The sequence below is a fragment of the Zhihengliuella sp. genome (genome assembly GCF_031178195.1).
In the GTDB taxonomy this organism is placed as follows: Bacteria; Actinomycetota; Actinomycetes; order Actinomycetales; family Micrococcaceae; genus Zhihengliuella.
The window spans coordinates 42081-68325 of record NZ_JAPSJL010000009.1 but is presented as its reverse complement, the minus strand read 5'-3'; the positions used below and the strand labels follow the sequence as shown (position 1 = coordinate 68325).

Genomic DNA, 26245 nt, shown 5'->3' with positions numbered 1-26245 from the left:
TCATTTGATCACCCGCTCTTCCTGGGGCAGCGTGCCAATGCGGAGCATCGCCCAGTAGCACACGGCCGACACCGCGAGTCCGCCGACGAGCACCAAGGCGCCGGCGAGGGTGGAGTAGGCCGCGACCGCCTGCGGCTGCATCGCCAGCAGGAGGAGAATGATCCATGGCGCGGCGACCGCCAGCCTCGCGGCGTTGACGGTCCAGGACTGCCGCGCCTCCAGCTCGCCTCGGGTGCGGGCGCTCTCCCGGAGGAAGGTGCTCAGTGTCTGGAGCATGATCCCCAGGTCGGAGCCGCCGACCTCGCGGGTGATGCGCAGGGCCTCCACGATTTTGTCCGCCACCGGGTCGGCCAGCCGGTGGCGGAGCCGTTGGATGGAGTCATCGAATCGACCCGTCGCTCGGTAGTCCAGGGCGAACTCGCGGAAGTGTTCGCGGAGCTCGGCCGGCCCCTGGGTGGAGAGCTGGGAGAGAGCGTCGGGTAGCGGAAGCCCCGCGCGGATGGCTGACCGCAGGTGATCGACGACATCCGGCCAGAGTTCCCGGAGGTCATTGGTCCGTTTATTCGCCCGCCACCGCAGAACCGCCGTCGGAACCAGGGATCCGAAAAGCGCGAAGACTGTGGCGATAACCGGCGAGGTGGTCAGGATCAGGACCACCAGAGCGACTAGGACGGCGCAAACGGCCGACGCGGCGTAATAGCCGTTCACGGTGAGACCGCGGACTCCCGACCGGAGGATCAACCGCTCGAACCGACTCGCTCGTCGGTTGCGGCGCGGTTTCTCCGGACGCGTCCAGAACGACTGCCAGACCAGCAGCAGTCCCAGCCCCAAGAGGGCTCCCAGCAGCAGGCTCATGGAACTGCCGTCAGGAGATCGGCCGTCCGGACACCGTGCCGGTCGAACTTGTCGTGTTCGAGGTCAGCAGTCTCGTTCACGACAAGCGCGCCGTCTCGCCGGTCGAAGACCTGCGACGTCTCGATGATGCCGTTCTCCACCCGCCGTCCGAGCTTGACGATTTCGGCTATCTGCCGGTGACCGGAGACGGTCCTCTCGCAGTGGACGACCAGATCGATGCTGGACGCGACGGTGGGCACCACGAACTGCGCCGAGATGTTCTCGCCGGCGAGCAACGGGAGGGTGCAGATCTTGGTGATGGCATCCCGGGCGCTGTTGGCGTGCAACGAGGCCATGGCCGGGATGCCGGCGTTCATGGCGATCAGCATGTCGAGGGACTCGGCTTCACGCACTTCGCCGACGATGATCCGATCTGGGCGCATACGCAGCGCTTCTTTGACCAGACGCCGCATCGAGATCTCTCCGCCGCCTTCGAGGTTGGCCTGACGGCACTGCATCGAGACCACATCACGACGCTTGACCTGCAGTTCGAAGATCTCCTCGATGGTGATGACGCGCTCACGACTCCCGATGGCGGAGGCGAGGCAGTTGAGCATAGTTGTCTTGCCCGCCTGGGTGGCTCCTGAGACCAGCACGTTCATGCCACTGGAGACGGCGGCCTGCAGGTACCGAGCCGACTGAGCGGTGAGAGACCCGAGGTCGACGAGCTGCTCGAGCCGTTGTGCCCGGGCGATGAATTTGCGGATATTGACGGACCAGTGCTCGCGAGTGATGTCGGGTATGACCACGTGGAGCCGGGACCCGTCCGGAAGCTGTGCATCGACGAACGGTGAGGAGAGGTCCAACCGGCGTCCTGACGGCTTCAGCATCCGCTCGACCAGCGTCTGGATCTCCTCCGCTTCCAGCCGGATCGACGTCAACTCGCTGACACCGTGTCGGGCGCAGAAGACCTGCGTCGGCCCGTTGATCCAGATCTCCTCGACCTCCGGATCGTCCAGCAGGGGTTGGAGCGGCCCGAAGCCGGCAACGGCATCGAAGACAACGCGGAACGCTTCGTCCAGAGTGGTCAACCGTGGCAGACCGCCACGAATAGACCGCTGGTCATAGTCGCGAACTGCTTCGCGAACGATCCTCCGCACTTCGTTGCTCTCCCGGGCCGGGTCGAGGCCGCGAGCACGGATGACCTCACGTACTTCTTCCTCCACGATCTTGACGCCGTTCACGTGTCGTGTAGCCCTTCTGCTGGCCCGGGTGGGGTAGGTCTCATCCGTTGACTATCCGACCTTAGCCAGCGGGCCGGAGGACGACCAACCGCCGTTTCCTGATGTGGATAAGTGTTTCCCGATCCACAACGGGCCCCCTGCGCCCGTGAACAACCTCGCCTCCGCCTTAGATTGAGACCGCCCTGAGGCCCTCGAAATGAAAGGGAAACCCGATGCACGCCCATGTCACAGTGGCGGGGTGCACTCCAGACGGCACCGGCTCGGTTCGGCACTTCCGCCTCGATGCAGCGCAATCGCCGACGGGGCGAATGCTCGCCGGGGCGCTCCGCAGTCGCGATGTGCATTACGAGCTCTTCGCTGGAGGTGTCCCCCTCCACGATCTCCCCTCGATCGACGCCTCCGAGCCGTTGTTGCTGACTCCCTTCCCGCGAGAGAGCACGAGTGCGGCCTGCCTGCCCGGCCTTTGGCTGGTCACCCGTGCCGGTCCCGACAGCGGCCGCATCCTCCCCCTCGCCCGGGGCGTCTACCGCATCGGCCGGGACACCGGCGAACTCCTGGTCCTGGATCCGGCCATCTCCCGGTGCGAGGCGACGCTCACGGTCGACACCTCGGGGATAGCAGTCCGCGCCGGAAACGGTGTCGTATCGCCCGTCCGCCTCGGAGAGGACTTTCGGATGGGCACCACCGACTTCTGTGTGCTGGGACCGCCGGAGCCCGGCCCCTCCTCATCCGCGTCGTGTTCTCTGCCGGCCGATGATTTCGGCGAGGGCGCGGGCCGGTCCCGCCCCTGGCTGATGCTGACGTCGGCTGCCGCTCCGGTGGCGATCGCGGTCGTCCTCGCGCTCGCCCTGGGATCCTGGTACTTCCTGGCGTTCAGCGCGCTCGGTCTGCTCACGGGCGGCGTGCCCGCGGTCGCCGAGATCCAGCGACGACGCAGGCTCGTCGCACGCCTCCGGGACACTGCCGTCCGCCAAGCCGAGGTACTGGAGAACGCCTGCCCGCCTCTGGGCGACATCGTCCTCCGGGTGATCGCCGAGCGGAGATCCGGAAGGACAGCTGCCTCCCAGCGCCCACACGACGGGCCGGTGCCCGCCCGAGGACACGCCGACGGCGAGCGCCGGCCCTCCTCGATCGCCCTGCGCCTGGGTGCCGGTCCCGTCGTGCCCGTCGTACGGTTTCAGGAGGGGCGACGGCCGACGACTCTACCGACCGCCCAGGGGCCCCGAATCCTCGATCTGGCACCCGGCGCCTGCGGTGCGGTCCCTCCTGCGGTCGGCAATGCCGTCGTCGTGCGCCTGCTGGAGCTGGCGGCGCAGGGCGAGGTGGACCTCTACATCTCGCCGGGATGCCCGCTCCCCGTCGAGCTGGAGTTCGTCCCGGGCGTGCGATGCGGTACTCCGGAGGCATCCGGCGCTCGGCCCTCCGTCTGGCTGGTGCCGGAATCAGAGCACTCGGCCGCCGCCGAGCGCGTCCGCTGTCTTTCCGCGGCAGCCGCACGCCCGGGCGAAGGCTGCAGCAGAGCGGCACCTTCGGTCGTGGTGTACGACGGCGTCGCGCACTCCGGAGACGCCTGGCGCCTCGTGACGTCGTCGTCCTCTGAAACGACGTCGGTCTCGCCGCGGTGGTCAGGGCCCCGACCTCGGAAGCGGCAAGACGAGGGACCTCCAAGGGCGTGGCTGGAGAGCGGCGACGAACGCCATCCCGTGGAGCTCGATGGGGCCCGCCGGTCGACGGTCCGGCGCTTCGCTGCGGCATTGGCCAGTTCTTCGCCGCGCCGTCCGGCGGGCGTCACGCTCCCGGGATCGGCCGTCTGGTTCCCCACGGAACCGGGATGGGCCAGATCCACCGCCGACGCACTCCGGTTCGCTCTGGGACGGGACACGGCCGGGGACCTCGACATCGACCTCGTGAAGGACGGTCCGCACCTTCTCGTCGCCGGCACCACCGGCTCCGGGAAGTCGGAACTGCTGCGGACCATGCTTGCTTCCCTCATTCACCGCTACGGTCCCAACGAGCTCGCGTTGGTCCTCGTCGACTTCAAAGGTGGCGCCACGCTCGGCGAGTTCGCACGCGAGCCGCAGGCCCACGGGCTGGTGACCGATCTGAACGAGGAATCCGCGGCCCGTTTCCTTCGCAGCCTGCGGCACGAACTGCGACGTCGCGAACGAGTCCTCGGCAGGCTGGGCGTGCCCGGCTACAGCGCGGCACGGTCCGTGACGGCAGATCAGCCCTCGCCGAAGGAGTTCCTTCCCCGATTGCTGGTCGTCATCGACGAGTTCCGGGTCCTGGCCGACGAGGTCCCAGAGGCGCTGCCGGAACTGCTGCGCATCGCCGCTGTCGGCCGGTCGCTCGGCGTTCACCTGGTTCTGGCCACGCAACGCCCGCAGGGCGTCGTCACCGCAGAGATGCGCGCCAATATCAACACGACAGTCTGTCTGCGCGTGCTCAGCGACTTCGACGCCCAGGACCTCGTCGGAACCACCTCGCCCGCGCGGCTCACGGGCGACGTACCGGGACGTGGATTCCTACGCCGCAGCGGCGAGGATGCCATCGCGTTCCAGGGAGCCCGCGTCACCGATGGCGTCCTCCACTGGTCTCTGACCGAGCTCGGGGCGACGATCGGGGCCAGCCGGCAGCGGTCAGCGCACCGCGGGGTGCGGCCCCTCCCCACGGCTCCGATGGCTCTCGCCCAGCCAGACTGCATCCGTGCCGCACATGCCCTGTTCTCGCCGGAGCTGCCGCTGCGGCTTCCACCGTCCGACCTGCCGACAGCGGGCGCGCCCAGCGACAGCGGTGCGTCCGCCGTCCCCATCGGCCTGCTCGACGACGTGGAGCGTCTTCGCCACCGCCCCCTTATCTGGTCTATCGAGATGCGCCGTCTGGCCTTGGTGGGCGGGCCACAGTCGGGCGCTGGACCGACGCTGGTACATCTCGTCGACCAGGTCGCCCGTCTCGACGAAGAACACCACGTCTACGTCCTGGACGGCTCCGGCACGATGACCGGTGGGCTGGCTGAGTTGCCGCGTGTGTCCGGATGGGCCTCATCAGAGGCCCCGCAACGGCTGGCTGAAGTTCTCGACGTGCTGGACGAGGCACGATTCTCAGCGCCGACTCTGATTGTCGTCGCGTCGCTCGCCGGGTGGTCGTCCGCTCTCCCCACCCAGCAGTTCGCCCGACTGGACGAGACGCTCGCGCGGCTCGCCCGCACTGCGGAGACGCGCAATATCAGTCTTGTGATCACTGGGGATCGAGACCTTACCTCGGCTCGATTCTTCGCGCTCGCCGAGCATCGTCTCCTGTGCCCGAGCGGGCTCGGCCGGGAGACCACGATGATGTGGCCGCGAACCGTACCGGTCCGCTCCCACCCCGGCCGAAGTGTCTATATCGGTCCGGAGTCCCCGCCGGAGGGCATCGCCGCGCAACTCGTGACGCCGTTGGACGATCGACGCCCGCGGCCAGAATTCCAGGGCTCCGGGGCTCCGGTGTCATCCTCCGAGGACGATCCGACAGCTCCACCGGCGTATCTGCCCCAGTTCCGCGCAATACCGCTGCCTGCCCGTGCGGCACGTCGCAGCTCAGGCACAGCGCTCGCTGAGTCCGGCGCCGGGCCGCTCAACTGCTCTGGGCGTCCACGTCGGTCTGGAGACCCCGCGGGGGACCTGCCGGTTGGGCTCCGATCCCCCGATGGGTCACCCTGGGCCTGGTGCCCGGGGCGTCTCGGTGTCGTCATCGGCGCCGCGGGCACGGGTAAGACAACGCTGCTCGCCACCGTGTGCAGACTGATCGTCGAGCGACAACCGTCCGCCGATGTTCTCTACTGCCCTAGCGGGGACGACGCGGGGTGGGAACCCCCCGGGGCACCCACCTCGGCCTTCCCCGCGGAGGCGGGTCCAGGCGGCTCCGCCGCGTCGCAGCGTCAACGCCCCGATGTCGTACTCATCGACGACGCCACACGCCTCGACACAGCGGCGAGGCGGCAGGTCGAAGAGTGGTTCGATGCTGGGACCTCCGTCGTCATGGCAGCCCGCCCCGGCCCACAGCTCTACACCAGCCTCCCGTTGGGCCACCATGCGCGACAGTCCCCGGACGGCATACTCCTCGGCCCCCGATCCTCGAGCGACGGGGATCTCTGGAACTGGCGCATCACCCCGCCGGACGATGCGCCCCCTGGCCGGGGAATGACGATGATCGACGGTCGGCTCCAGAGTATTCAGATCTTCTGCGACTAGCCACGCGGTCACCGAGCGCTGGGACGAGGCGACCCTTCGACGACGATCACACACTGGGGCACCGCGACGGACCGGACAGCCGGCTGCCCCGGCGCTCGCGCACCGGGGCAGCCCGTGGTTTCGAGACTGATCGTCGCGGGTGAGCGTCCTATCGACGGTCGGCTGGATCCCCGCGACGGCGCAGGAGCAGCGCCAGGCCGATCATGCCGACGCCGAGGACGAAGTGCAGCCAGTTGTCGGCCGAGTTCACCGGGACGAAGTTGGCAGCGCTGTCGAGGTCGATGAAGAGGCCGTAGAGCCAGAGCACCAGGTAGATGACTCCGCCCCAGAGCAGGAAGTTGTACGCCCCCGCGTGGCTCTTGGCGAGCGCGAGCCCGGCGACGCCGAACAGCAGGTGGACGATGTTGTGCAGGACCGACACCTGGAAGATGCCCATGAGCATCGACTCGGAGTGGTGTCCCGCGAACGTCAGTTGGTCGTAGTTGGTGGTGATGCCGGGGATGAAGCCGAGGATGCCGACGAGGAGGAATACGGCTCCCACGACGATGGCGGTCTTCTGCAGCGCAGTTCGGCCTGCCTCGGTTCTGGACGGTGTGCTCATCGGTTTGCCTTCCTTGAGATCGGGGCCGGCGTTCCGGCCGCATTTGGCCTTTCAAGGGGACTAACAATGCTCAAGATAGGCTCATGGCCACCGGCTGGCAAGGGCAGGTTCGAAGCTCGGAGAAAGCTTCCGGGAAGCACCCGAACGCTCTCTGGGAAGTCTCGCAGAACCTTGCACCCGAACCCAGCGATCCCTGTCGTTCGCTGCCGTCCCGGCGTAGCGTTCTCAGCCCCGGCCCCGTGCGGGCCGGAGCAGTAGGCCCGATCGACCAGAGCGGCTCCCGAGCCGCGGGGAGGAATCATGAGAGCAGACGAGAACCCAGGAAACCAGGATCCGGACGGCCCGAATCTGGACGATGTCATCAACTCAGGCGCGGACCCGGTGGTGACACCGACTCGCCGCGGCCACGGCAAGATGCCCGAGGACGTGAGCGACGAGGACTACACGGCCGCCGAGGAGCGGGAGCGGGCCGCCGCGGGCCTCGAGGACTTCGCTCCGGCCGACGTCCCGCCGGCGACCGACCCGGCGCCGCCGGGGACGTCCGACGAGGCGATCCGGGCCGAACGAGGCATCGCCGACGACGATGGCCCGGATCTCGAGAGCGATCAGACGGCGAGCGACCAGACGAGCAAGCAGGCGGAGGCGTAGCCATGGCAGAGCGCGGCAGCGACAAGCACGGGCCCGAGCTGGACGAGGAGATGCAGCACGAGGCGGACGGCGGAATCAAAGGGGCCAAGCCGGCTCACCGCGAGGAGTTCCGGCAGAGCGAACCCTTCACGGACGACACGGACCCGCAAGAGGTGCAGGACGCACCGATGCGCGAGGACCTGACGGACGACGACCGCTGACGTGGGACTGCGCTGGTACTCGACCGTGGTCGACGCGGTGGACCACCACTCGCTGGCCCACTGGTGGGCCGAGGCCCTCGGATGGCAGGTGTGGGTCGACTCGGAGCTCGAAGCGGTGGTCGTCCCGCCGTGGGCCGGCGAGCTGACCAGCCAGCTGCCCTTCGAACGCGTGCCGCCGAACATGGTCTTCGTACCCTCCGGCCAGACGAAGACCGGAAAGAACCGCCTCCACTGGGATTTCGCCCCGCAGACCGACGACGAACGCGCAGCCGAGATCGAGCGCCTGGTCCGCCTGGGAGCCTCCGTCATCGACGTCGGCCAGCCGGCCGACGCCACCTGGACGGTCCTGGCCGACCCGGAGGGCAACGAGTTCTGCGTGCTCTCGGCGCGTGACGCCTGACGCAGGGGCGGCCGGGCCGGGTCAGGCTAGCGACGGGCCTCCGTTGCGGCGAGGTGCTCGGTGGAGCTGCGGGAGAAGAGGCAGAGGAGTGCGACGGCGGCCGGCACAAGGAGCGCCCAGCCGGTGAGTGCCGTCGTACTGCCGTTGCCTGGATCGAGCATGGGCACGGCGAGGATGATCTGGAAGACCTGCCACGCGACGATCGCGGCGCGGGTCCACGCCTTGCCGGTGAGGTACTTCCACGCGACCCAGCCCTGCCACGCCGCTGCGGCAAGCATCATGACCAGGAGGAAGACGCGTCCAGGCACTCCCACGATGCCGGGGCTCGTGATCTCGATCAGCGCGGCCACCGCCAGTCCCAGCATGAGGAGCGCCTCCGCGGCGAGGACGGCCACGACAGTCAGGACTTGCGGCGTGCGCAGCCCGGCGCGCACCTGGTGCGACCGCTGCGGCTCGACGGGATCGGAGGTCATGCGCACGAGCCTAGTCGGACGTCGGCGGCCCGTTCGAGCCGGACAGACGAGCCGGCCGCGGGAGGCTCGGAGGAAAGCGCATCGGCACCCTTCCGCGACGGGCACATCATAGGGCAGAGTTGTGATGAAGGCCTCACCGGCGGGCCTCGTTTTCTCCAGTTGGACCCTTGTTTACGTATACGTAACGTGACAGCCTTGATTGTCGGCGATTTGAGGCACGGTGTCACGCGGCCCAGATCCGCTTCGACCGTCGGGAACGCACCTCGAGCGCTTCGTCCCGACCACCACGTACCTCAGATTTAGGAGCATCATCGAGCATGGATTGGCGTAGCCGCGCGGCCTGCCTGGACAAGGACCCGGAACTCTTCTTCCCCGTCGGGAACACCGGCCCGGCCTTGTTGCAGATCGAAGAGGCCAAGAGCGTCTGCCGGACGTGTGAAGTGATCGACACCTGCCTCCAGTGGGCGATCGAGTCCGGCCAGGACGCGGGCGTCTGGGGCGGCATGAGCGAGGACGAGCGCCGCGCGCTCAAGCGCCGCGCCGCACGCGCCCGCCGCGCCTCCTGACCGGAGGAACGGCACCGGCGCTCCGCAACGAGCGCCTCTAGCACTGGCACACAGCTGGCATCACGAGCCCCGCGGGCATCCCGGCCGCGGGGCTTTTCGCCGCCCCACGGCCGGAGGGTGACTGCCGGGAGTGCTGCGCCGACGCGGCCGCGCGCCTGGCGGGAATCCCCTGCCGGGGCCCGCGTCGGTCCGTCGCGGCTAGGCCCGAGCTGACTACGATCGAACGGTGGCACAGTTGCGAGACGACCCACTCCAGGGGCAGACGATTGACGGCCGGTACCGGATCAAGCACCGGCTGGCCAACGGCGGCATGTCCACCGTCTACCTCGCCACGGACCTGCGCCTGCTCCGCGACGTCGCCGTCAAGCTCCTCTACCCGCATCTGGCGCAGGATCCGCAGGTCGTCGCGCGCTTCGAGGCCGAGGCCGTCAACGCCGCGAAGGTCTCCCACGAGCACATCGTCAACGTCCTGGACCAGGGCGTCGACGGCCCCCACGCCTACTTGGTCATGGAGTACATCCGCGGCAGGACCCTGCGCGACCTGCTCCGGGCCGAGGGCGCACTGACGCCCCGCCGCACGCTCGAGCTGATGCAGGACGTGACCGAGGGACTCGCGGCCGCGCACGACGCCGGACTCGTCCACCGCGACATGAAGCCCGAGAACGTCCTGCTGCCGGCGACCGGCCGGGTCAAGGTCGCCGACTTCGGGCTGGCACGCGCCACGACCAACCACACGGCCACGGGCACGCTCGTCGGCACCGTCGCCTACGTCTCCCCCGAGCTCGTCACCGGCGAGCCGGCCGAGGAGCGCAGCGACCTCTACGCCGTCGGGATCATGCTCTACGAGCTGCTCACCGGACGGCAGCCCCACGCCGCCGAACTGCCGATCAACGTCGCCTTCAAGCACGTCAACGAGACCGTCCCACCCCCCTCCCACCGCGTCCCGGGTCTCGCCCAGGACCTCGACGAGCTCGTCGAGTGGTGCACCGCCAAGGACCCGGAGAAGCGCCCCCACGACGCACACGCCCTACTCGGGGAGATCGAGCACATCCGGTCGACGCTCACCGACGAGCAGCTCGGCGTCGTCGCGCCCGCCGCGGTGGCCGCGGCCGCCCGGGCGCAGGCCGAGGCGCCCGTGGCCGCCTCCGACGCCGCGGCCGACGCCGACGCGACGAGCGTCCTCACCGAGGACGCGGGCCGTACCGCTGCCGGGCACGAGAGCGGCACCGACGGTGCCACCGAGGTCCTCGGGCAGCGCGGCGGTATGCAGTCCGACGCGACCGCGGTCCTCCCGACCGGAGCGGACGGTCAGGACCGCTCGGACGTGGACGACCACACGCAGGTGCTGGACCCGGACGGCTCCCTTCGGGCGGACGACGCCACGAGCGTCATCCCCACCGACCACGCGCAGACCCGCGCGTACACGCGCGCCGTGCCCCGGCCGGCCGGACCGGCGGACGCGTCCGCCCCTGCCGCTGCCCCCGCCCATGGCGGAGACGACGACGGCCCGGACGACGACGGCGCCGGCGCCCTCACGCCCCGCCAGCAGCGCCGGCAGACCAAGCTCGAGCAGCGCCGGTGGCGTCGGACCGCGCAGGTCCCGACCGCCCGACTGGAGCGCAACACCCGCGGCCGCGGCCTCATCTGGGGGCTCATCGTCCTGCTGCTCGCGGCGATCCTCGGCACGGCCGGTTGGTTCTTCGGCGCCGGCCCCGGGGCGCCCGTGGTCATCCCGAGCCTCCAGGGCCAGCCGGCGGACCGGGCCGTGAAGGAACTCGCCGCGCTCGGCGTCGAGGCCGCCCAGCGCCGCGTCTACCACGAGGAATTCGACGACGGGCTCGTCGTCGGGACCAAGCCCGAAGCCGAGGCCACCATCCGCCGGTTCCAGGGCGTGGAGCTGATCGTCTCGCGCGGCCCGGAGCTGTTCGCCGTCCCGAACCTGCGCGGGCGCACGGCGGACGACGCCGCCCGGCTCCTCGCGGACGCCCAGCTCGCGGTCGGCAATGTCGCCGAGGAGTACAGCGAGTCGATCGCCGCCGGCGAGATCGTCTCCCAGTCCGTCGCCCCGGACGAGCAGGTCCGGCGCGGCACCGGGGTGTCCTTCGTCGTCTCGCGCGGGCCGGCGCCGGTGACGGTCCCGGACGTCGTGGGCGAGGCGCTGGACGACGCCGTCCGGCTGCTGGAGGCCGCCGGCCTCGTCGGCGAGCAGTCCGGCAGCGAGCACCACGCCTCCATCCCGGAGGGTGCCGTCATGGCCCAGACTCCCGGTCAGGGGAAACTGGAGCGGGGAAGCACCGTGTCCCTCGTGGTCTCGGAGGGCCCGCAGATGATCGAGGTGCCCCGGGTGACCGGCAAGCAGCTCGACGAGGCGCGGCGCATCCTGGAGGAGGCCGGCTTCGCGGTGGAGGTCACCGAGGGCACGTTCGGCATTATCTTCAACACGGTCGCCACCCAGGACCCTGCGGGCGGGACGCTGCCGGAGGGATCGACCGTGACCATCGGCGTCGTCTAGCTGCCTAGCCGTCGGTGGGCTCCGCGGACCCGGGGACGCCCTCGATGACCGGCCGGCCGTCGTCCTCGATCACGACCCGCACGTCCTCGTGGACCGAACCATCCGTGAGGCGAAGGTCCACCAGCGCGTGCGCACCGGTCCAGCGGTAGTCCTCCACCGCGCCGATCGAGGGGTCGGCCCGCAGGATGTTGGCGACGACGGCATCCTCGGCCCGGCTCAGGCCCATCAACCCGGCCACCGCCAGCGCGGCCCCGCCGAGGAGCAGGACCGCGCCCAGCCCAGACTCCACGCCGAGGCTGCGGCGCCGCGCGTAGGTCTGGAGGGACTCGGAGTCGCGTCTGAACGCGCGCCATCGGAACAGGGCATGGACCACCAGCGGCACCCCGAAGAGCCCGACGATGACCGCGCAGGCCAGCAGCACCATCGGCGTGAAGTAGTCGACCTCGGTGAACATGGCCTCAGACTAGCCGCCGGGACGGGCCGGAGCGCAGGCCCGGGATCAGCTCCGCGGGCCGCGTGCGGCGAGTGCCCCGGAGACCAGGAAGGCCATCTCGAGGGATTGCCGGTGGTTCAGGCGCGGATCGCAGAGCGACTCGTAGAGGTCGTCGAACTGCTCCTCGCGGATCGGGTCCGCCCCGCCGAGGCACTCGGCGACGTCGTCGCCGGTCATCTCGACGTGCAGGCCACCGGCCACGGTGCCGAGGGCGTCGTGGACCTCGAAGAACCCGCGGACCTCGTCCATGACGTCGTCGAAGCGCCGGGTCTTGTACCCGTTGGCGCTGGTGACCGTGTTGCCGTGCATCGGGTCGGTCACCCAGAGCACCTGGGCGCCGGAGGCGGTGACCTTCTCCACCAGCGGCGGCAGGTTCTCGCGGATGTTCTCGGCACCCATGCGCGTGATGAACGTCAGGCGACCCGGCTCGCGGTTCGGGTCCAACTTGTCGATCAGCGCGAGCGCGTCGTCGCCCGTCGTCTTGGGGCCGAGCTTCACGCCGATGGGGTTGCGGACGCGGGAGAGGAAGTCAACGTGCGCGCTGTCCAGCTGTCGGGTCCGCTCGCCGATCCACAGGAAGTGCCCGGACGTGTCGTAGGGCAGTCCGGTGCGGGAGTCGGTGCGCGTGAGGGCTCGCTCGTAGTCGAGCAGAAGCGCCTCGTGGGCGGCGAAGAACTCGGTGCGCTTGAGGGCGTCGAAGTCGGCGCCGCAGGCGTCCATGAAGCGGACGGCCCGGTCGATCTCGGCAGCGAGCGACTCGTACTGCTTGTAGGCGGGGTTCGCGCTGAAGCCCTGGTTCCACTGGTGCACCAGGCGGAGGTCCGCGAAGCCGCCCTGCGTGAACGCGCGGATGAGATTCAGCGTGGAGGCGGACGTGTGGTACGCCCGAACCATACGGGACGGGTCGTGCCGGCGGGAGGCCTCGGTGAACTCGTATCCGTTGACGATGTCGCCGCGGAAGGCGGGCAGGGTGACGCCCTCGCGGGTCTCGGTGTTGGACGAGCGCGGCTTGGCGAACTGGCCGGCCATGCGGCCCATCTTGATCACGGGCATCGAGGCTCCGTAGGTCAGGACCACGGCCATCTGCAGGATCGTCTTCACGCGGGCGCTGATCTTGTCGGCAGTCGCACCGTCGAAGGTCTCCGCGCAGTCGCCGCCCTGGAGCAGGAAGGCCTTGCCCTGCGCGGCCTCGGCCAGACGCTGGCGCAGCACGTCGACCTCACCGGCGAACACCAGCGGCGGCAGCGACGAGAGCTCGTCGACGGCATGGGCGTGCTCGTCGGTCCCGCGCCAGTCGGGCTGCTGCTGGATGGGCAGCTCGCGCCAGGCGTCGAGACCCGGGTCCGTCGCCGGTCCGGGGATCGGCGTGGTCAGTGGCTTCGGGGCTTCTGCAATCTCGCTCACCCGACAAGCGTAGGCCCGGACGCCGCCGCCTCCCAGTCCGTCCGTAATGTGAGCAGGTGCCGGCCGCAACGCTGCTGCGTCAGACCGCGCCGGTCCCGGGCCCGTCCGCGGCCCCCTGACGCGCGGAGTCCGCCTTGGCCTCCTTCTTCTGCGCGTCGAGCCTGGCCTTCACCGTCGACGCGTAGGCGTCCACGTACTCCTGGCCGGAGAGCCGCATGATCGCGTACATGATCTCGTCGCTGACGGAGCGCTGGACGAAGCGGTCGTCCTCGAGTCCGGCGTACCGGGAGAAGTCCAGCGGCTCGCCGATGATCATGCCGACCCGGCGGATGCTGGGGACCGTCTTGCCAATCGGCTGCACCTTGTCGGTGCCGATCATGGCGATCGGGACCACGGGGACCCCGGTGGAGAGCGCGAGCTTGGCAACGCCGAGCTTTCCCCGGTAGAGCCGTCCGTCGGGACTGCGGGTGCCCTCCGGGTAGATGCCCAGAAGCTTGCCGTCCAGCAGTGCCTTCTCGCCGGCGCCGAGCGAGCGGGCGGAGGCCGCGCCGCCGGAGCGGTCCATGGGCAGCTGATTGCTCATCCGGAAGAAGGCCGCCGTGATGCGGCCCTTGAGCCCGGGCCCGGTAAAGTACTCGCTCTTGGCCAGGAAGACCACCGGCCGGTCCACGGCCACCGGCAGGAAGACCGAGTCGGAGACGGAGAGGTGGTTGCTGGCCAGGATGGCGCCGCCACTGGCCGGGATGTTGTCCAGTCCCTTGACCCAGGGCCGGAAGAGCAGATTGACGAGCGGCCCCACGATGAACCGCTTCACGACCCAATAGAACACCGGTGCTTGCCTCCGCCTACAGAACAGTCTGCCGTTGCGCCCGACGGAGTGCCCGCGGCCGTCGCTTACGATCTACTCTAAGCACACGGGACCCCGGCGCGCCGCATCGCCGGGCGGATCCCGTGGGTCAGGAGCGCACCATGACATCGCCGACCCCGACATCGCCGATCCCGCCGGCCGGGTCCGCCGGACGAGCCGTCCTGCTCGTCCACGGGTTCACGGGCTCGCCCGTCAGCCTCGAGCCGTGGGCGGAGGATCTGCGCGGCCGCGGCTACACCGTCAGCCTCCCCCTGCTGCCCGGGCACGGGACCGCCTGGCAGGACCTGGTCTCCGCCCGCTGGCCGAGCTGGGCCTCAGCCGTGCTGCATGCCTTCGACGAACTGCAGCGCAATCACGACCGCGTCTACGTCGGGGCGCTGTCCATGGGCGGGACCCTGGCCCTCGACCTCGCGACGCACCGCCGCCCGGCCGCCCTGGCCCTCGTCAACCCCGCGCTGAGCTTCGGCGACCGCCGCGCGCGGACGGCCGGCGTGCTGCGGCACGTCGTGAAGTCGACACCGGCGATCGCCAACGACATCGCCCGCCCCGGCCAGGACGAGGGCGCCTACCCCCGCACCCCCGTGGCGGGCGTCGCGCAGCTGGGTGCACTCATGAAGCACGTGCGACGGCGGCTCCCGCTCGTCGTCTCCCCGCTCGCCACGTTCACCTCGGACGCGGACCACGTGGTGCCGCCGTCGGACTCCACGCTCATCCACGCCCGCGTGGGCACCCCCGCGGAGCACCGGCGAGCGACCCGGCTGCCGAACAGCTACCACGTGGCGACGCTCGACTACGACGCGGAGACGATCTTCGCCGGGACCGCCGAGTTCTTCGACCGCTACTGAGGCAGGTCCGCTGAGAGACGCCGTGGTTACCATCCAGTAGGATTGTGATGCAGGCCACCGATGCGTGGCTCGAAGGACCGGCCCGGCGGCCCCAGCCGCCGCGGGGCCGCTATGGATTGGAGGATCCAGTGCACCCGTCACCCGTGCGCGAGAAGAGCGTCCCGCCGCTCGTCATCAGCCCCCAGGACGCCAACACCACGGACTTCGTGCTGCGACAGGAGACCGAGCGTCCCGACCACGCCCTGTTCTCCATCCCCTCCGCCGACGGCACCTGGACCGACGTCACGGCGGCCGAGTTCGCCCGCGACGTGCGCGCGGTGGCCAAGGGCCTGATCGCGGCGGGCGTCGAGCAGGGCGCGCGGGTCGGGATCATGTCCCGGACGCGCTACGAGTGGACGCTCGTGGACTTCGCGATCTGGTTCGCGGGCTGCGTCTCGGTCCCGGTCTACGAGACCTCGTCCCCGAGCCAGGTCGCGTGGATCCTCGGCGACTCCGGCGCGAGCGCCGTATTCGTCGAGGCCGGCCGGCACGAGAACGTGGTGCGCACCGCCGCCGAGCAGGAGGACCTGCCGCTGGAGCACGTCTGGCAGCTCGAGGGCGACGGCCTGGACGAGCTGCGCCGGGCCGGCGCCGACGTGCCGGACGCCGAGCTGGAGCGGCGCCGGAAGTCCCTGCGGATCGACTCGGTCGCCACCATCATCTACACCTCGGGCACCACGGGCCGGCCGAAGGGCTGCGAGCTGACGCACTACAACTTCGTCGACCTCAGCGACAACGCGGCGGCCGTGATGGGCGACTGCGTCCACCCGGGCGCCTCCACCATCATGTTCCTGCCGCTGGCGCACGTGTTCGCCCGGTTCATCGCCGTCCTCGCCGTCGCGACGGGCTCCCGGGTGGGCCACACGCCGGACGTGAAGAACCTCCTGGGCGACTTGCAGTCGTTCTCCCCCTCCTTCCTGCTCGCGGTCCCCCGCGTCTTCGAGAAGGTCTACAACAACTCGATGCTCAAGGCGGAGGACGGCGGCAAGGGCAAGATCTTCCACGCCGGCGCGGACACGGCCATCGCCTACTCGCGCGCACTGGACGCCGGGCGCGTGCCACTGCCCCTGAAACTCAAGCACGCTCTGTTCGACAAGCTGCTCTACTCCAAGATCCGCCATGCCATGGGCGGCAACGTGGAGTATGCGGTCTCCGGCGGCGCTCCGCTCGGCGAGCGGCTCGGTCACTTCTTCCGCGGGATGGGCGTCATGATCCTCGAGGGCTACGGCCTCACCGAGACCACGGCCCCGCTGACGGTGAACACGCCGAACCTGAACAAGATCGGCACCGTGGGCGCGCCCCTGCCCGGCAACGCGGTGAAGATCGCGGACGACGGCGAGATCCTCGGCAAGGGCGTCTGCGTCATGCGCGGGTACTACAACCGGGACGACCTCTCGGAGGAGGCGTTCGTCGACGGCTGGTTCCGCACCGGCGACATCGGCGAGCTCGACTCCGACGGCTACCTGCGGATCACCGGGCGCAAGAAGGAGATCATCGTGACGGCCGGTGGCAAGAACGTGATCCCCGCCCTGCTCGAGGACCAGATCCGCTCGCATGCGATCGTCTCCCAGTGCCTGGTGCTCGGGGACCAGAAGCCGTTCATCTCGGCGCTCGTGACCATCGACGAGGAGGCCCTGCCCGGCTGGCTGCAACGGCACGAGCTCGGCGAGATGTCGGTGGCGGAGGCCGCCGGGCACCCGAAGCTGAAGGCGGAGATCCAGGAGATCATCGACCAGGCCAACTCCACCGTCTCCCAGGCCGAGGCGATCAAGCAGTTCCGCGTGGTCCCGTCCGACTTCACCGAGGACTCGGGGCACCTGACCCCGTCGATGAAGCTCAAGCGCGCACAGGTCCTGAAGGACTTCCAGGCCGTGGTGGACGACATCTACTCCGGCGCCAGGCCCGCCCAGTAGGGTCTGCGCCCCTGCAGGAGCGGGGCAGCGGGTGTCAGCGGCGAGGGGCCCGGGCGGAATCCGCCGCCCGGGCCCCTCGCGGCGTGGCCGCTCGTCGGTCCGTCAGCCGCGGAGCTGGTCCACCACCAGGGAGGCCAGGTCCATGACGGCGTCGCGTGTGGCGGGCTTGAGCCGCTCGATGTCCACCTGCGACCCCTCGGCGAGGTGCGGGTCGAACGGAAGCCGCACCACGTGCTCCACGCGCGAGGCGAAGTGCGCCTCGATCTCGTCCACGTTCACGCCGCGGCTCAGGCCGGCGGACTGGTTGATGACCACGATCGCCTTCTCCGCCAGGTCGGTGCGGCCGTGGGCCTCCAGCCAGGACAGCGTCTCGGAGGCGAGGCGCGCCTCGTCGACGCTCCCGCCGGAGACCAGCACGACGACGTCGGACTTCTCCAGGGATCCCTTCATCACCGAGTGCACCATGCCGGTGCCGGAGTCGGTCAGCACGATCGAGTAGAACTTGCTCGCCAGGTCGGTCACGGCCCGGTAGTCGGCGTCGTCGAACGCCTGGGCGACGTTCGGATCGGTGTCCGAGGCAAGCACGTGCAGGCGCGAGCCCTCCCGCGCCGAGTACTGCGCGAACTTGGAGAACGAGTCGATCATGAACCGGTTCTGCACCAGGTGGCGGGCGGTGTAGCGGGTGCCTCCGGGAGAGCGGTCGCTGAGGGTGCCGCGGTCCGGGTTCGCGTCGAGGGCGATCACCCGGTCCTCGCGGACGTCGGCCAGCGCCATGCCCAGCAGCGTCGTGACCGTGGTCTTGCCGACGCCGCCCTTCCGGGAGAGCACGGTGACGAACCGCGTCCCACCCTCGAGCGGGGCCTTGATCCTGTGCTCCGTCTGACGCGCCAGGCGTACGGCGTCGGAGTCGCCGACGTTGACGCGGCCGAGCGTCGCCTTGTAGAGCCAGCGCCGCCAGCCGCCCACGGGCGGACGCTGCGGCAGCGCCAGCAGGCGCGAGGCCGTCAGGTCGCCGGCCTGCTCGGCCTGCTTCGGTGCGGGCTCCTCCGGGGCCTCGGCCGCGGGACCGTCTCCCCCGGCCTCGGGCGTCGGTCGGCTCGACGCCGACCCCGATTCGGCGGCCGGGAAGCGAGTGGTGTGGGTGCCGGCGGCCGGGATACCCGGCTCGGCCGCCTCGACCCCGTCGGCGGGATGGAACTCCATGGCGGCGGCGAAGTCGTCGACCGTCCCGCCTGTCGTCCCGGGCGCGGCGACGTGCTCGCCGTCCTCGTCCACCGCAGCGGGGCCGTCCGAGGTCGTGCGGCGCTCCGCCGTGGCGTCGCCGGGCTCCGGCACGGTGCCGAGGGCCTCCGCCGCCGCCCCGGGCTCCGGCTCCGTGCCCGGCTCGGGCTCCGGTCCGGCCTCTCCGGGAGTCGCGCCCGCCGGCACGCCCTGCTCGGGCGCGCCGTCGTCGGGGTGCTCTTCGCGTGCCTTGCCAGCCATGGAGGCCTTCCTGTGGTCGGTGGACAGCGGCCCGTCGGCCTGAAAGTCAGCAATACCCTAACCTACGGGCGGCGGGCCGCCGGGAGGCGCCGGAGGGCCGGTGCCGCGCCCCCTGGCGGGGTGCGGTACCGGCCCTCCGAGACACGCCGAGCGGTCGGGACCCGCGGATCAGGCGGGGTCGATCACCAGGAGCAGGTCGCCGCCGTCGACCTGCGCGGTCCCGGCGATGGCGATCCGGGCGACGCGGCCGCCGACCGGGGTGGTGATCGCCGCCTCCATCTTCATGGCCTCGATCGTCGCGACGGTGCCGCCGGCCTCGACGGTGTCCCCGACCGCGACGGTGGCGGTCACGGCCCCGGCGAACGGGGCGGCGACGTGCCCGGTGTTGGCCGGGTCGGCCTTCTCCGCCGCCTTGACCGTGGACTCGACGTTGCGGTCCCGGACGGTGATCTGGCGCATCTGCCCGTTGAGGGTGCACATCACGGTGCGCATGCCCTTCTCGTCCGGCTCGCCGATGGCCTGCAGAGTCACGAGCAGGCGCACCCCCTTGCCGAGGCTGATCACGTGCTCGGCGCCCGGGGTCAGACCGTAGAGGTAGTCCCTGGTGCCGAGGACGGAGACGTCCCCGTACTGGGCGCGGAGGTTCTCGAAGTCGCGCGTCGGACCCGGGAAGAGGAGCCGGTTCAGGGTCGACCGGCGCGTGGCCGAGTCGGACTTCAGCGCCTGCGAGTCCTCGGGCTCGAGCTCCTCGAGGCGGACCTTCACGTTCCGTCCCTGCAGGGCCTTGGAGCGGAACGGCTCCGGCCAGCCTCCGGGCGGATCGCCGAGTTCGCCGGAGAGGAACCCGATGACGGACTCCGGGATGTCGTAGGCCTGCGGGTTCGCCTCGAACTCTGCCGGGTCGACGCCGGCGCCGACGAGCTGGAGGGCGAGGTCGCCCACCACCTTCGACGACGGCGTGACCTTGACCAGGCGGCCGAGGATCGCGTTCGCGGCCGTGTACATGTCCTCGATGGCCTCGAACCGCTCCCCCAGGCCGAGGGCGATGGCCTGCTGGCGCAGGTTGGAGAGCTGGCCGCCGGGGATCTCGTGCCGGTAGACACGCCCGGTGGGGCCGGCGAGGCCGGACTCGAACGGCGCGTACATGGCGCGCACGGCCTCCCAGTACGGCTCCATGGCCGCGGCGGCGCCCAGGTCCAGTCCGGTGTCCCGCTCGGTGTGCTCGAGCGCGGCGACGAGCGCCGACATCGAGACCTGGCTGGTGGTCCCCGCCATCGAGGCGACGGCGGTGTCCACGGCATCCACGCCGGCGTCGATCGCCGCCATGATGGTGGCCAGCTGGCCGCCGGCGGTGTCGTGGGTGTGCAGGTGCACGGGCAGGTCGAACTCGGCGCGCAGCGCGGAGACCAGCTGGCCGGCCGCGGCGGGCCGCAGCAGCCCGGCCATGTCCTTGATCGCCAGGATGTGCGCGCCGGCGTCGACGATCTGCCGGGCCAGCGACAGGTAGTAGTCCAGCGTGTACAGCTTCTCGTCCGGGTCCGTGAGGTTGCCCGTGTAGCAGAGGGCGACCTCCGCCACGGCGGTGCCCGTCTTGCGGACGGCGGCGATGGCCGGGGCCATCTGGCTGACGTCGTTCAGGGCGTCGAAGATCCGGAAGATGTCGATGCCGGTCGCGGCCGCCTCGGCAACGAACGCGTCGGTGACCTCGGTGGGGTACGGCGTGTAGCCGACCGTGTTGCGCCCGCGCAGGAGCATCTGCAGCGGGACGTTGGGCAGCTCGGCCCGCAGCAGCTCGAGCCGGCGCCACGGGTCCTCGCCCAGGAAGCGCAGCGCGACGTCGTAGGTCGCCCCGCCCCAGACCTCCATGGAGAACAGCCCCGGCAGCGTGTGCGCCATGGCGGGCGCGGCGGCGAGCAGGTCGCGGGTGCGCACCCGGGTGGCCAGCAGGGACTGGTGGGCGTCGCGGAAGGTCGTGTCGGTGACCGCGACGGCGTCGGTCGAGCGCAGGTGGGCGGCGAAGCCCTCCGGGCCCTTCTCCAGGAGCACCTGCCGCCAGCCGGCCGGCGGGACGGCGCCGGCCGGTCCGTCGAACGGGCTGCGCTCGGGCTGCTCGGACTTGTCCCCGGGGAAGCGCGGGAGCTTCTGGCGGGGGTCGATGCCGTCGATCCGCGGGCCGTGCGGCTTGTTCACCGTGACCTCGGCCAGGTAGGTCAGCGCCTTGGTGCCGCGGTCCTGCGACCGATTCCCGACCAGCAGGTCCGGCCTCGAGTCGATGAAGTCGGTGGCGACGTCGCCGGCGACGAACTGCGGGTCGTCCAGCACGTTCATGAGGAACGGGATGTTCGTCGCGACGCCGCGGATGCGGAACTCCGCCAGCGCGCGGCGGGCGCGGCGGACGGCCATCTCGTAGTCGCGACCGCGGCAGGTGAGCTTCACGAGCATCGAGTCGAAGTGCGGGGAGACCTCGGCGCCGGTGAAGACGGTGCCGCCGTCGAGCCGGACGCCGGAGCCGCCGGCGGAGCGGTAGACGCTGATGGTGCCCACGTCCGGGCGGAAGCCGTTGGCCGGGTCCTCGGTGGTGATGCGGCACTGCATGGCCGCACCCCGGATGCGCAGGTCCTCCTGGCGGATGCCGATCTGCTCCAGCGTCTCGCCGGCGGCGATGCGCATCTGCGAGGACACCAGATCGACGTCGGTGATCTCCTCGGTCACCGTGTGCTCGACCTGGATGCGCGGGTTCATCTCGATGAAGACGTGCTGCCCGGCGCGCTCGCCGACCGTGTCCACGAGGAACTCCACGGTGCCGGCGTTCTGGTAGTTCAGCGCCTTGGCGAACTTCACCGCGTCCGCATACAGGGCCTGGCGGATGTCCTCGTCCAGGTTCGGCGCCGGGGCGATCTCGATGACCTTCTGGTGCCGGCGCTGCAGCGAGCAGTCGCGCTCGAAGAGATGGACGACGTCGCCCTGGCCGTCGGCGAGGATCTGGACCTCGATGTGCCGCGGCCGCAGGACGGCCTGCTCCAGGAAGACGGTGGAGTCGCCGAAGGCGGTCCCGGCCTCGCGCATCGCGGCGCCGAGGGACTCGGGCAGGTCCTCGCGCTGGTCCACGCGGCGCATGCCGCGCCCGCCGCCGCCGGCGACGGCCTTGACGAAGATCGGGAAGCCGATCCGGTCGGCCTCGGCCAGGAGGAAGTCGACGTCGTCGCTCGGTTCGGAGGACTCCAGCACGGGGATCCCGGCGGAGCGGGCGGCCTTCAGGGCCGCGACCTTGTTGCCGGCGAGCTCGAGGACCTCCGGCGGCGGTCCGATGAAGGTGATGCCGGCGTCGCGGGCGGCCCGGGCCAGGCCGGGGTTCTCGGAGAGGAAGCCGTACCCCGGGTAGATGGCGTCGACGCCGGCCTCGCGCGCGACCCGGACGATCTCGTCGACGTCGAGGTAGGCGCGGACGGGGTGGCCCTCCTCGCCGATCTGGTAGGACTCGTCCGCCTTCTGGCGGTGGATCGAGCCCCGATCCTCGTACGGGTACACGGCCACGGTCTTCGCGCCGAGCTCGTAGCCCGCACGGAATGCGCGAATCGCGATCTCGCCGCGATTGGCGACCAACACCTTCTTGAACATACGGCTCCTGAATGTCTTTCGATCGGCAGGACGGATGCCGGCAGGCAGCACACAGGTGCTGGCCGTCCGACGACGCTGTCAGTCAGCTCCGCTTACGCTACAGCGCCGTCGCATGTGTGGGGAACAGCACGTCACATTGCATTTAATGATGTCTCGCCCCGAGCCCCGCCGACGGCCCCGCGGGTGTTGGGGAGGAGCACTCCCCTGACCGTATGATGTAGTGGGTAGATCGCCGGATTCAAGGACACAGAAGGGGACGTGGTCGGTTCCGTGCAGGTTGTCAGCATCAGCAGTCTCAAAGGCGGGGTCGGCAAGACGTCCGTGACGCTTGGGCTGGCCTCTGCCGCCCTGTCGGCCGGAATCCCGACGCTCGTCATCGATCTCGATCCCCACGCGGACGCCAGCACCGGCCTCGGCGTCTCCCTGAACCGTCCGGAGCAGGAGATCGGCCGCCAGCTCAAGGGCATCCGCAAGGCGGACCTGGAGGCGAACGCCGTCGTCAGCCCCTGGATCCAGCGCGCGAGCTCGGCCAACGGCTCGGCCCCCGTGCTCGACGTCGCCGTCGGCGGCGCCTTCGGGAGCATCTACGACCGCCCCGACCTGCGCACCCGCGACCTGAAGCGGCTCAAGACACTGCTGGACCGGACGGGCCGCTACCAACTGGTCCTCATCGACTGCCCGCCGTCGCTCAACGGCCTCACTCGGATGGCGTGGATGGCCAGCAGCCGCGCGATCCTGGTGGCCGAGCCGAGCCTGTTCTCCGTGGCCGGCACCGAGCGGACCATGCGCGCCCTCGACCTCTTCCGCAACGAGTTCACCTCCGGCCCGGCGCGCACCCACGTGGTGGCCAACCGGTACCGCGAGACCTCCACCGAGCAGCGGTTCCGCCTCGGGGAGATGCGCAAGATGTTCGCGGACCAGCTGTTGACCCCGGTCCTGCCGGAGCAGCCGGACTGGCAGCAGATCCAGGGCGCCGCCTACTCGGTCCACCAGTGGCCGGGCGAGGACGCCCGCCGCACCGCCGGGCACTTCGACGAGCTCCTGCGCGGCATCACCGGGACCGTGGCCGCCCGCCGTCCGCGCCAGCGCGCCTCCGCCTGACCGGCCAGCCGCCGGCGGCGAGCACCGGATCCACACGACAGCACGACGTCGGCACCCCTCCGGGTGCCGACGTCGTGTTCTTGTCTCGGGTCTGCGGTGCCCGCCGCCTCAGCTGGCGGTGCGCTTCTTCTCCGCGCGGCGGCGGCTGAGCTCGTCCTGCGGGAAGAGCTCGTCCTCCGCGTGCTCGCTCGGCAGCTCGGAGAGGCTGCCCTCGACCTCGCGCCAGACGCGGCCCACGGCGATGCCGAAGACGCCCTGGCCGCCCTGGACCAGGTCGATGACCTCGTCGGCGGAGGTGCACTCGTACACGGAGGCGCCGTCGGACATGAGGGTGATCTGGGCGAGGTCCTCGACGCCGCGCTCGCGCAGATGGGAGACGGCGGTGCGGATCTGCTGGAGGGAGACGCCGGTGTCCAGGAGCCGCTTGACCACCTTGAGCACCAGGATGTCGCGGAAGCTGTAGAGGCGCTGGCTGCCCGAGCCGCGGGCGCCGCGCACGGCGGGTTCGACGAGTCCGGTCCGCGCCCAGTAGTCGAGCTGGCGGTAGGTGATACCGGCGGCCTTGCACACGATGGGACCGCGGTAGCCCGCGTCCTCGTCCAGGACCGGCAGGTCCTCGGTGAACAGAAGTCCCTGTGCATGGGTGACGGCCGGGGCGGCCTCGCCCGTCGGCGTCGCGCCGTGATCACTGGTCGGACTCACGTGAACCCTCCTTGTCTTGGTCTCCCCTTGGGGAAGTGCTCACGCGGCGGCGCCGATGGACGCCTCCATCCATTGTGCCGGTGCCGGGCCGCGCTGGGCAACGGGAAACCTTGGCTCTGACGCTACGGGGGTCCGGGACGGGGGTCAACGACCTTCAAGTTTAACTTGAGGGCGTGTCGCGAGCACACCGACCTGAGAACTGTCCGGGAACGCTCCGGCGGCGGTCGCGGGCGTCTCTCACCGGAAGTCCTCGGGCTCGATGTCGTCGAGGAATTCGCGGAATTCGCGCACCTGCGCCTCGGCCTCCTCCGGCTCGGCCCGTTCCTCCTGGCCGCCGTCGCCGATGATGACGCCGGCCTCGTCGAGGACCGCGTCCGCGCAGTTCAGCGGCGCCCCGGTGCGGAGCATGAGGGCGACGGCGTCGGAGGTGCGGGCGTCGACCTCGGCCCCGTTGGAGAGGTGGAGCCGGGCGTAGAACACGGCGTCCTCCACCGCGACGATGCTGACTCCCGTGAGGACCAGGCCGGCGGCGTCGATGACGCTGGCCAGCAGATCGTGCGTCATGGGGCGGGGCGGCGTGATGCCCTGCAGGCTGGTGGCGATGGAGGCCGCCTCCGGGGCGCCGATCCAGACCGGCAGGTGGCGGGGGCCGTCGACCTCCTTCAGGAGGATCAGCGGCTGGTTGGAGGGCAGCTCGATCCGAACGCCGACGATTTCCAGTTCACGCATCTGCACTCCTCGGGCCGGCGGTGCGGAGTCCTCGAGGACTCCGGTGCACCAAGCCTAGTGATCGAGTTCGGAAATAGCACCCTGCACGAGCGCGCTGTGCAGGGAGAGACAGGCGTCGCTGATCTCCCGGGCGGTCTCCTGGGCGTGGGCCCGCGAGGAGGCGCTGCGCCGGGAGCTCACGGGGGCGATGGCCCCCTCGACGAGGCTGATCTCGCGGTCGGCTGCGGTCCGGAAGGCGCGCAGGTGCCGCGGCTCGATGCCGTGCCCGGCCAGTTTGACGGCGGCCTTGACCACGCGGAGACCGTGCTCGTCGAAGCGGCCGTCCTCCTCGCTGACGAGCCCGTACTGCAGGAGCTCGTCGATGAGGTCCTCGCCGGCCCCGGTGGCGCCGATGAGCTCGGCGCGGGTCAGCGCGCGGGTGTGGCCGGCGATCTCCTGGGCCAACTGCTCGGTGACGCTGCGTGGGGCGAGCTGGAGCCCTCCGGGGAGCTGCTCCGGCCGCTCGCCGCGGTCGACGGCGTCGAGGTAGTCCTTGATGACCTTCAGCGGAAGGTACTGGTCCCGCTGGAGGGCGAGGATGAAGCGGAGCCGGTCGATGTCCCCGGCGGTGTACTTGCGGTAGCCGGCGGCCGTCCGCTGCGGGGTGATGAGCCCCTTCTCCTCCAGGAACCGGATCTTCGACGCGGTGATCTGCGGGAAGTCGTCCGAGAGCTCGGAGAGGACTTCGCCGATGTTGTGAACCTGGGGCCGCGGCGCCTCGCCCGCGGCCCCCCGGTGCGCTTTCGCAGATGAAACCAATGAACCTGTTCCTGGAGTGTGTCGGTGGTCGGCAGTCCCCGGTGCCGGCCGGTCTGGCCGGGCGTCGGCAGTGCTAGACGTCGGCGCGGCGGGCGCCGGCGTAGAACGTGAGCCGGAACTTGCCGATCTGCACCTCGGTGCCCGTGCGCAGTCCGACGGCGTCCACGCGGTCGTGGTTGACGTAGGTGCCGTTGAGGCTGCCCGAGTCGACGACCTCGAAGTCCTGGCCCCGGCGGCGGAACTCCGCGTGGCGGCGCGAGACCGTGACGTCGTCCAGGAAGATGTCCGCGTCCGGGTGCCGGCCCGCGGTGGTCACGTCCTGGTCGAGGAGGAAGCGCGCCCCGCGATTGGGTCCGGAGTGGGCGATGAGCAGCGCCGATCCCTCCGGGAGCGCTGCGATGGCCTCGCGCTCCTCGACGGAGAGCGAGGGGTTCGCCACGGCGGCGTCGGCCAATGGAGGCAGGCTGATGCTGGTCGTCTCCGTCGCCCGCTCGCCGGGCTCGCGCACCGCTTCGCCCTGTCCCTCGTGAGCACCCATGGCGTCTC

Annotated in this window: 22 protein-coding genes; 9 read left to right on the top strand and 13 right to left on the bottom strand. The window is 70.5% G+C overall.

Annotated elements, in window-relative coordinates; all coding sequences use genetic code 11:
- On the bottom strand, positions 1–855 hold the full coding sequence (locus RIN46_RS12380) for a type II secretion system F family protein (protein ID WP_309082038.1): 855 nt from the start codon (positions 853–855) through the stop codon (positions 1–3).
- The gene (locus tag RIN46_RS12375; RefSeq protein ID WP_309082037.1) at positions 852–2078 is read right to left on the bottom strand and encodes an ATPase, T2SS/T4P/T4SS family; all 1227 of its coding nucleotides are present in this window, start codon (positions 2076–2078) and stop codon (positions 852–854) included. The genes RIN46_RS12380 and RIN46_RS12375 overlap by 4 nt, the downstream gene beginning before the upstream one ends.
- A gap of 212 nt (positions 2079–2290) precedes the next feature.
- Between RIN46_RS12375 and RIN46_RS12370 the strand changes: the two genes are divergently transcribed.
- On the top strand, positions 2291–6307 hold the full coding sequence (locus tag RIN46_RS12370; RefSeq protein ID WP_309082036.1) for an FtsK/SpoIIIE domain-containing protein: 4017 nt from the start codon (positions 2291–2293) through the stop codon (positions 6305–6307).
- A 148-nt stretch (positions 6308–6455) separates the two neighbouring features.
- Here the strand turns inward: RIN46_RS12370 and RIN46_RS12365 are convergent, their stop codons facing one another.
- Positions 6456–6908 (bottom strand): DUF4383 domain-containing protein, encoded by a 453-nt coding sequence (locus tag RIN46_RS12365; RefSeq protein WP_309082035.1) that lies wholly within the window; start codon positions 6906–6908, stop codon positions 6456–6458.
- A gap of 300 nt (positions 6909–7208) precedes the next feature.
- On the opposite strand from RIN46_RS12365, the gene RIN46_RS12360 reads away from it, so the two are divergent.
- Genes RIN46_RS12360 through RIN46_RS12350 form a run of 3 tightly spaced genes read left to right on the top strand, consistent with a single transcriptional unit; the run spans position 7209 to position 8156 of the window.
- Complete coding sequence (locus RIN46_RS12360; protein ID WP_309082034.1) at positions 7209–7556, top strand: hypothetical protein; 348 nt, start codon at positions 7209–7211, stop codon at positions 7554–7556.
- Between the two features lie 2 nt (positions 7557–7558).
- Positions 7559–7756 (top strand): hypothetical protein, encoded by a 198-nt coding sequence (locus RIN46_RS12355; RefSeq protein WP_309082033.1) that lies wholly within the window; start codon positions 7559–7561, stop codon positions 7754–7756.
- Between the two features lies 1 nt (position 7757).
- Positions 7758–8156: a VOC family protein gene (locus RIN46_RS12350; protein WP_309082032.1), complete on the top strand. Its 399-nt coding sequence runs from the start codon at positions 7758–7760 to the stop codon at positions 8154–8156.
- A 26-nt stretch (positions 8157–8182) separates the two neighbouring features.
- On the opposite strand, the gene RIN46_RS12345 is transcribed toward RIN46_RS12350, so the two are convergent.
- The gene (locus RIN46_RS12345) at positions 8183–8629 is read right to left on the bottom strand and encodes a hypothetical protein (protein WP_309082031.1); all 447 of its coding nucleotides are present in this window, start codon (positions 8627–8629) and stop codon (positions 8183–8185) included.
- 317 nt (positions 8630–8946) lie between these two features.
- On the opposite strand from RIN46_RS12345, the gene RIN46_RS12340 reads away from it, so the two are divergent.
- Positions 8947–9195: a WhiB family transcriptional regulator gene (locus RIN46_RS12340; RefSeq protein WP_309082030.1), complete on the top strand. Its 249-nt coding sequence runs from the start codon at positions 8947–8949 to the stop codon at positions 9193–9195.
- A 226-nt stretch (positions 9196–9421) separates the two neighbouring features.
- Positions 9422–11707 carry a PASTA domain-containing protein gene (locus tag RIN46_RS12335; RefSeq protein ID WP_309082029.1) on the top strand — a complete coding sequence of 762 codons (2286 nt, stop codon included), beginning with the start codon at positions 9422–9424 and terminating at the stop codon, positions 11705–11707.
- 4 nt (positions 11708–11711) lie between these two features.
- On the opposite strand, the gene RIN46_RS12330 is transcribed toward RIN46_RS12335, so the two are convergent.
- The 3 genes from RIN46_RS12330 to RIN46_RS12320 form a co-directional block, all read right to left on the bottom strand.
- Positions 11712–12161, bottom strand: coding sequence for a hypothetical protein (locus RIN46_RS12330; protein ID WP_309082028.1), 450 nt, complete (start codon positions 12159–12161; stop codon positions 11712–11714).
- Positions 12162–12206: 45 nt separating this feature from the next.
- Positions 12207–13595 (bottom strand): class II 3-deoxy-7-phosphoheptulonate synthase, encoded by a 1389-nt coding sequence (locus RIN46_RS12325; RefSeq protein WP_309082127.1) that lies wholly within the window; start codon positions 13593–13595, stop codon positions 12207–12209.
- A gap of 88 nt (positions 13596–13683) precedes the next feature.
- Positions 13684–14433 (bottom strand): lysophospholipid acyltransferase family protein, encoded by a 750-nt coding sequence (locus RIN46_RS12320; protein WP_309082027.1) that lies wholly within the window; start codon positions 14431–14433, stop codon positions 13684–13686.
- A gap of 140 nt (positions 14434–14573) precedes the next feature.
- Between RIN46_RS12320 and RIN46_RS12315 the strand changes: the two genes are divergently transcribed.
- The gene (locus RIN46_RS12315) at positions 14574–15317 is read left to right on the top strand and encodes an alpha/beta fold hydrolase (RefSeq protein ID WP_309082026.1); all 744 of its coding nucleotides are present in this window, start codon (positions 14574–14576) and stop codon (positions 15315–15317) included.
- 143 nt (positions 15318–15460) lie between these two features.
- The gene (locus tag RIN46_RS12310; protein ID WP_309082126.1) at positions 15461–17269 is read left to right on the top strand and encodes a long-chain fatty acid--CoA ligase; all 1809 of its coding nucleotides are present in this window, start codon (positions 15461–15463) and stop codon (positions 17267–17269) included.
- Between the two features lie 102 nt (positions 17270–17371).
- Here the strand turns inward: RIN46_RS12310 and RIN46_RS12305 are convergent, their stop codons facing one another.
- Positions 17372–18751 carry a hypothetical protein gene (locus RIN46_RS12305; RefSeq protein WP_309082025.1) on the bottom strand — a complete coding sequence of 460 codons (1380 nt, stop codon included), beginning with the start codon at positions 18749–18751 and terminating at the stop codon, positions 17372–17374.
- A 168-nt stretch (positions 18752–18919) separates the two neighbouring features.
- Positions 18920–22369: a pyruvate carboxylase gene (locus tag RIN46_RS12300; RefSeq protein ID WP_309082024.1), complete on the bottom strand. Its 3450-nt coding sequence runs from the start codon at positions 22367–22369 to the stop codon at positions 18920–18922.
- A 258-nt stretch (positions 22370–22627) separates the two neighbouring features.
- Between RIN46_RS12300 and RIN46_RS12295 the strand changes: the two genes are divergently transcribed.
- Entirely contained in the window at positions 22628–23470 is an 843-nt protein-coding gene (locus tag RIN46_RS12295; RefSeq protein WP_309082023.1) for a ParA family protein, read from the top strand.
- Between the two features lie 108 nt (positions 23471–23578).
- On the opposite strand, the gene RIN46_RS12290 is transcribed toward RIN46_RS12295, so the two are convergent.
- The 4 genes from RIN46_RS12290 to RIN46_RS12275 form a co-directional block, all read right to left on the bottom strand.
- Positions 23579–24172 (bottom strand): MerR family transcriptional regulator, encoded by a 594-nt coding sequence (locus RIN46_RS12290; protein ID WP_375141894.1) that lies wholly within the window; start codon positions 24170–24172, stop codon positions 23579–23581.
- A 237-nt stretch (positions 24173–24409) separates the two neighbouring features.
- Positions 24410–24901 (bottom strand): bifunctional nuclease family protein, encoded by a 492-nt coding sequence (locus RIN46_RS12285; RefSeq protein WP_309082022.1) that lies wholly within the window; start codon positions 24899–24901, stop codon positions 24410–24412.
- A gap of 54 nt (positions 24902–24955) precedes the next feature.
- Entirely contained in the window at positions 24956–25699 is a 744-nt protein-coding gene (locus tag RIN46_RS12280; RefSeq protein WP_309082021.1) for a MerR family transcriptional regulator, read from the bottom strand.
- A gap of 73 nt (positions 25700–25772) precedes the next feature.
- Entirely contained in the window at positions 25773–26237 is a 465-nt protein-coding gene (locus RIN46_RS12275) for an FHA domain-containing protein (protein ID WP_309082020.1), read from the bottom strand.
- Between the last annotated feature and the right edge of the window lie 8 nt (positions 26238–26245).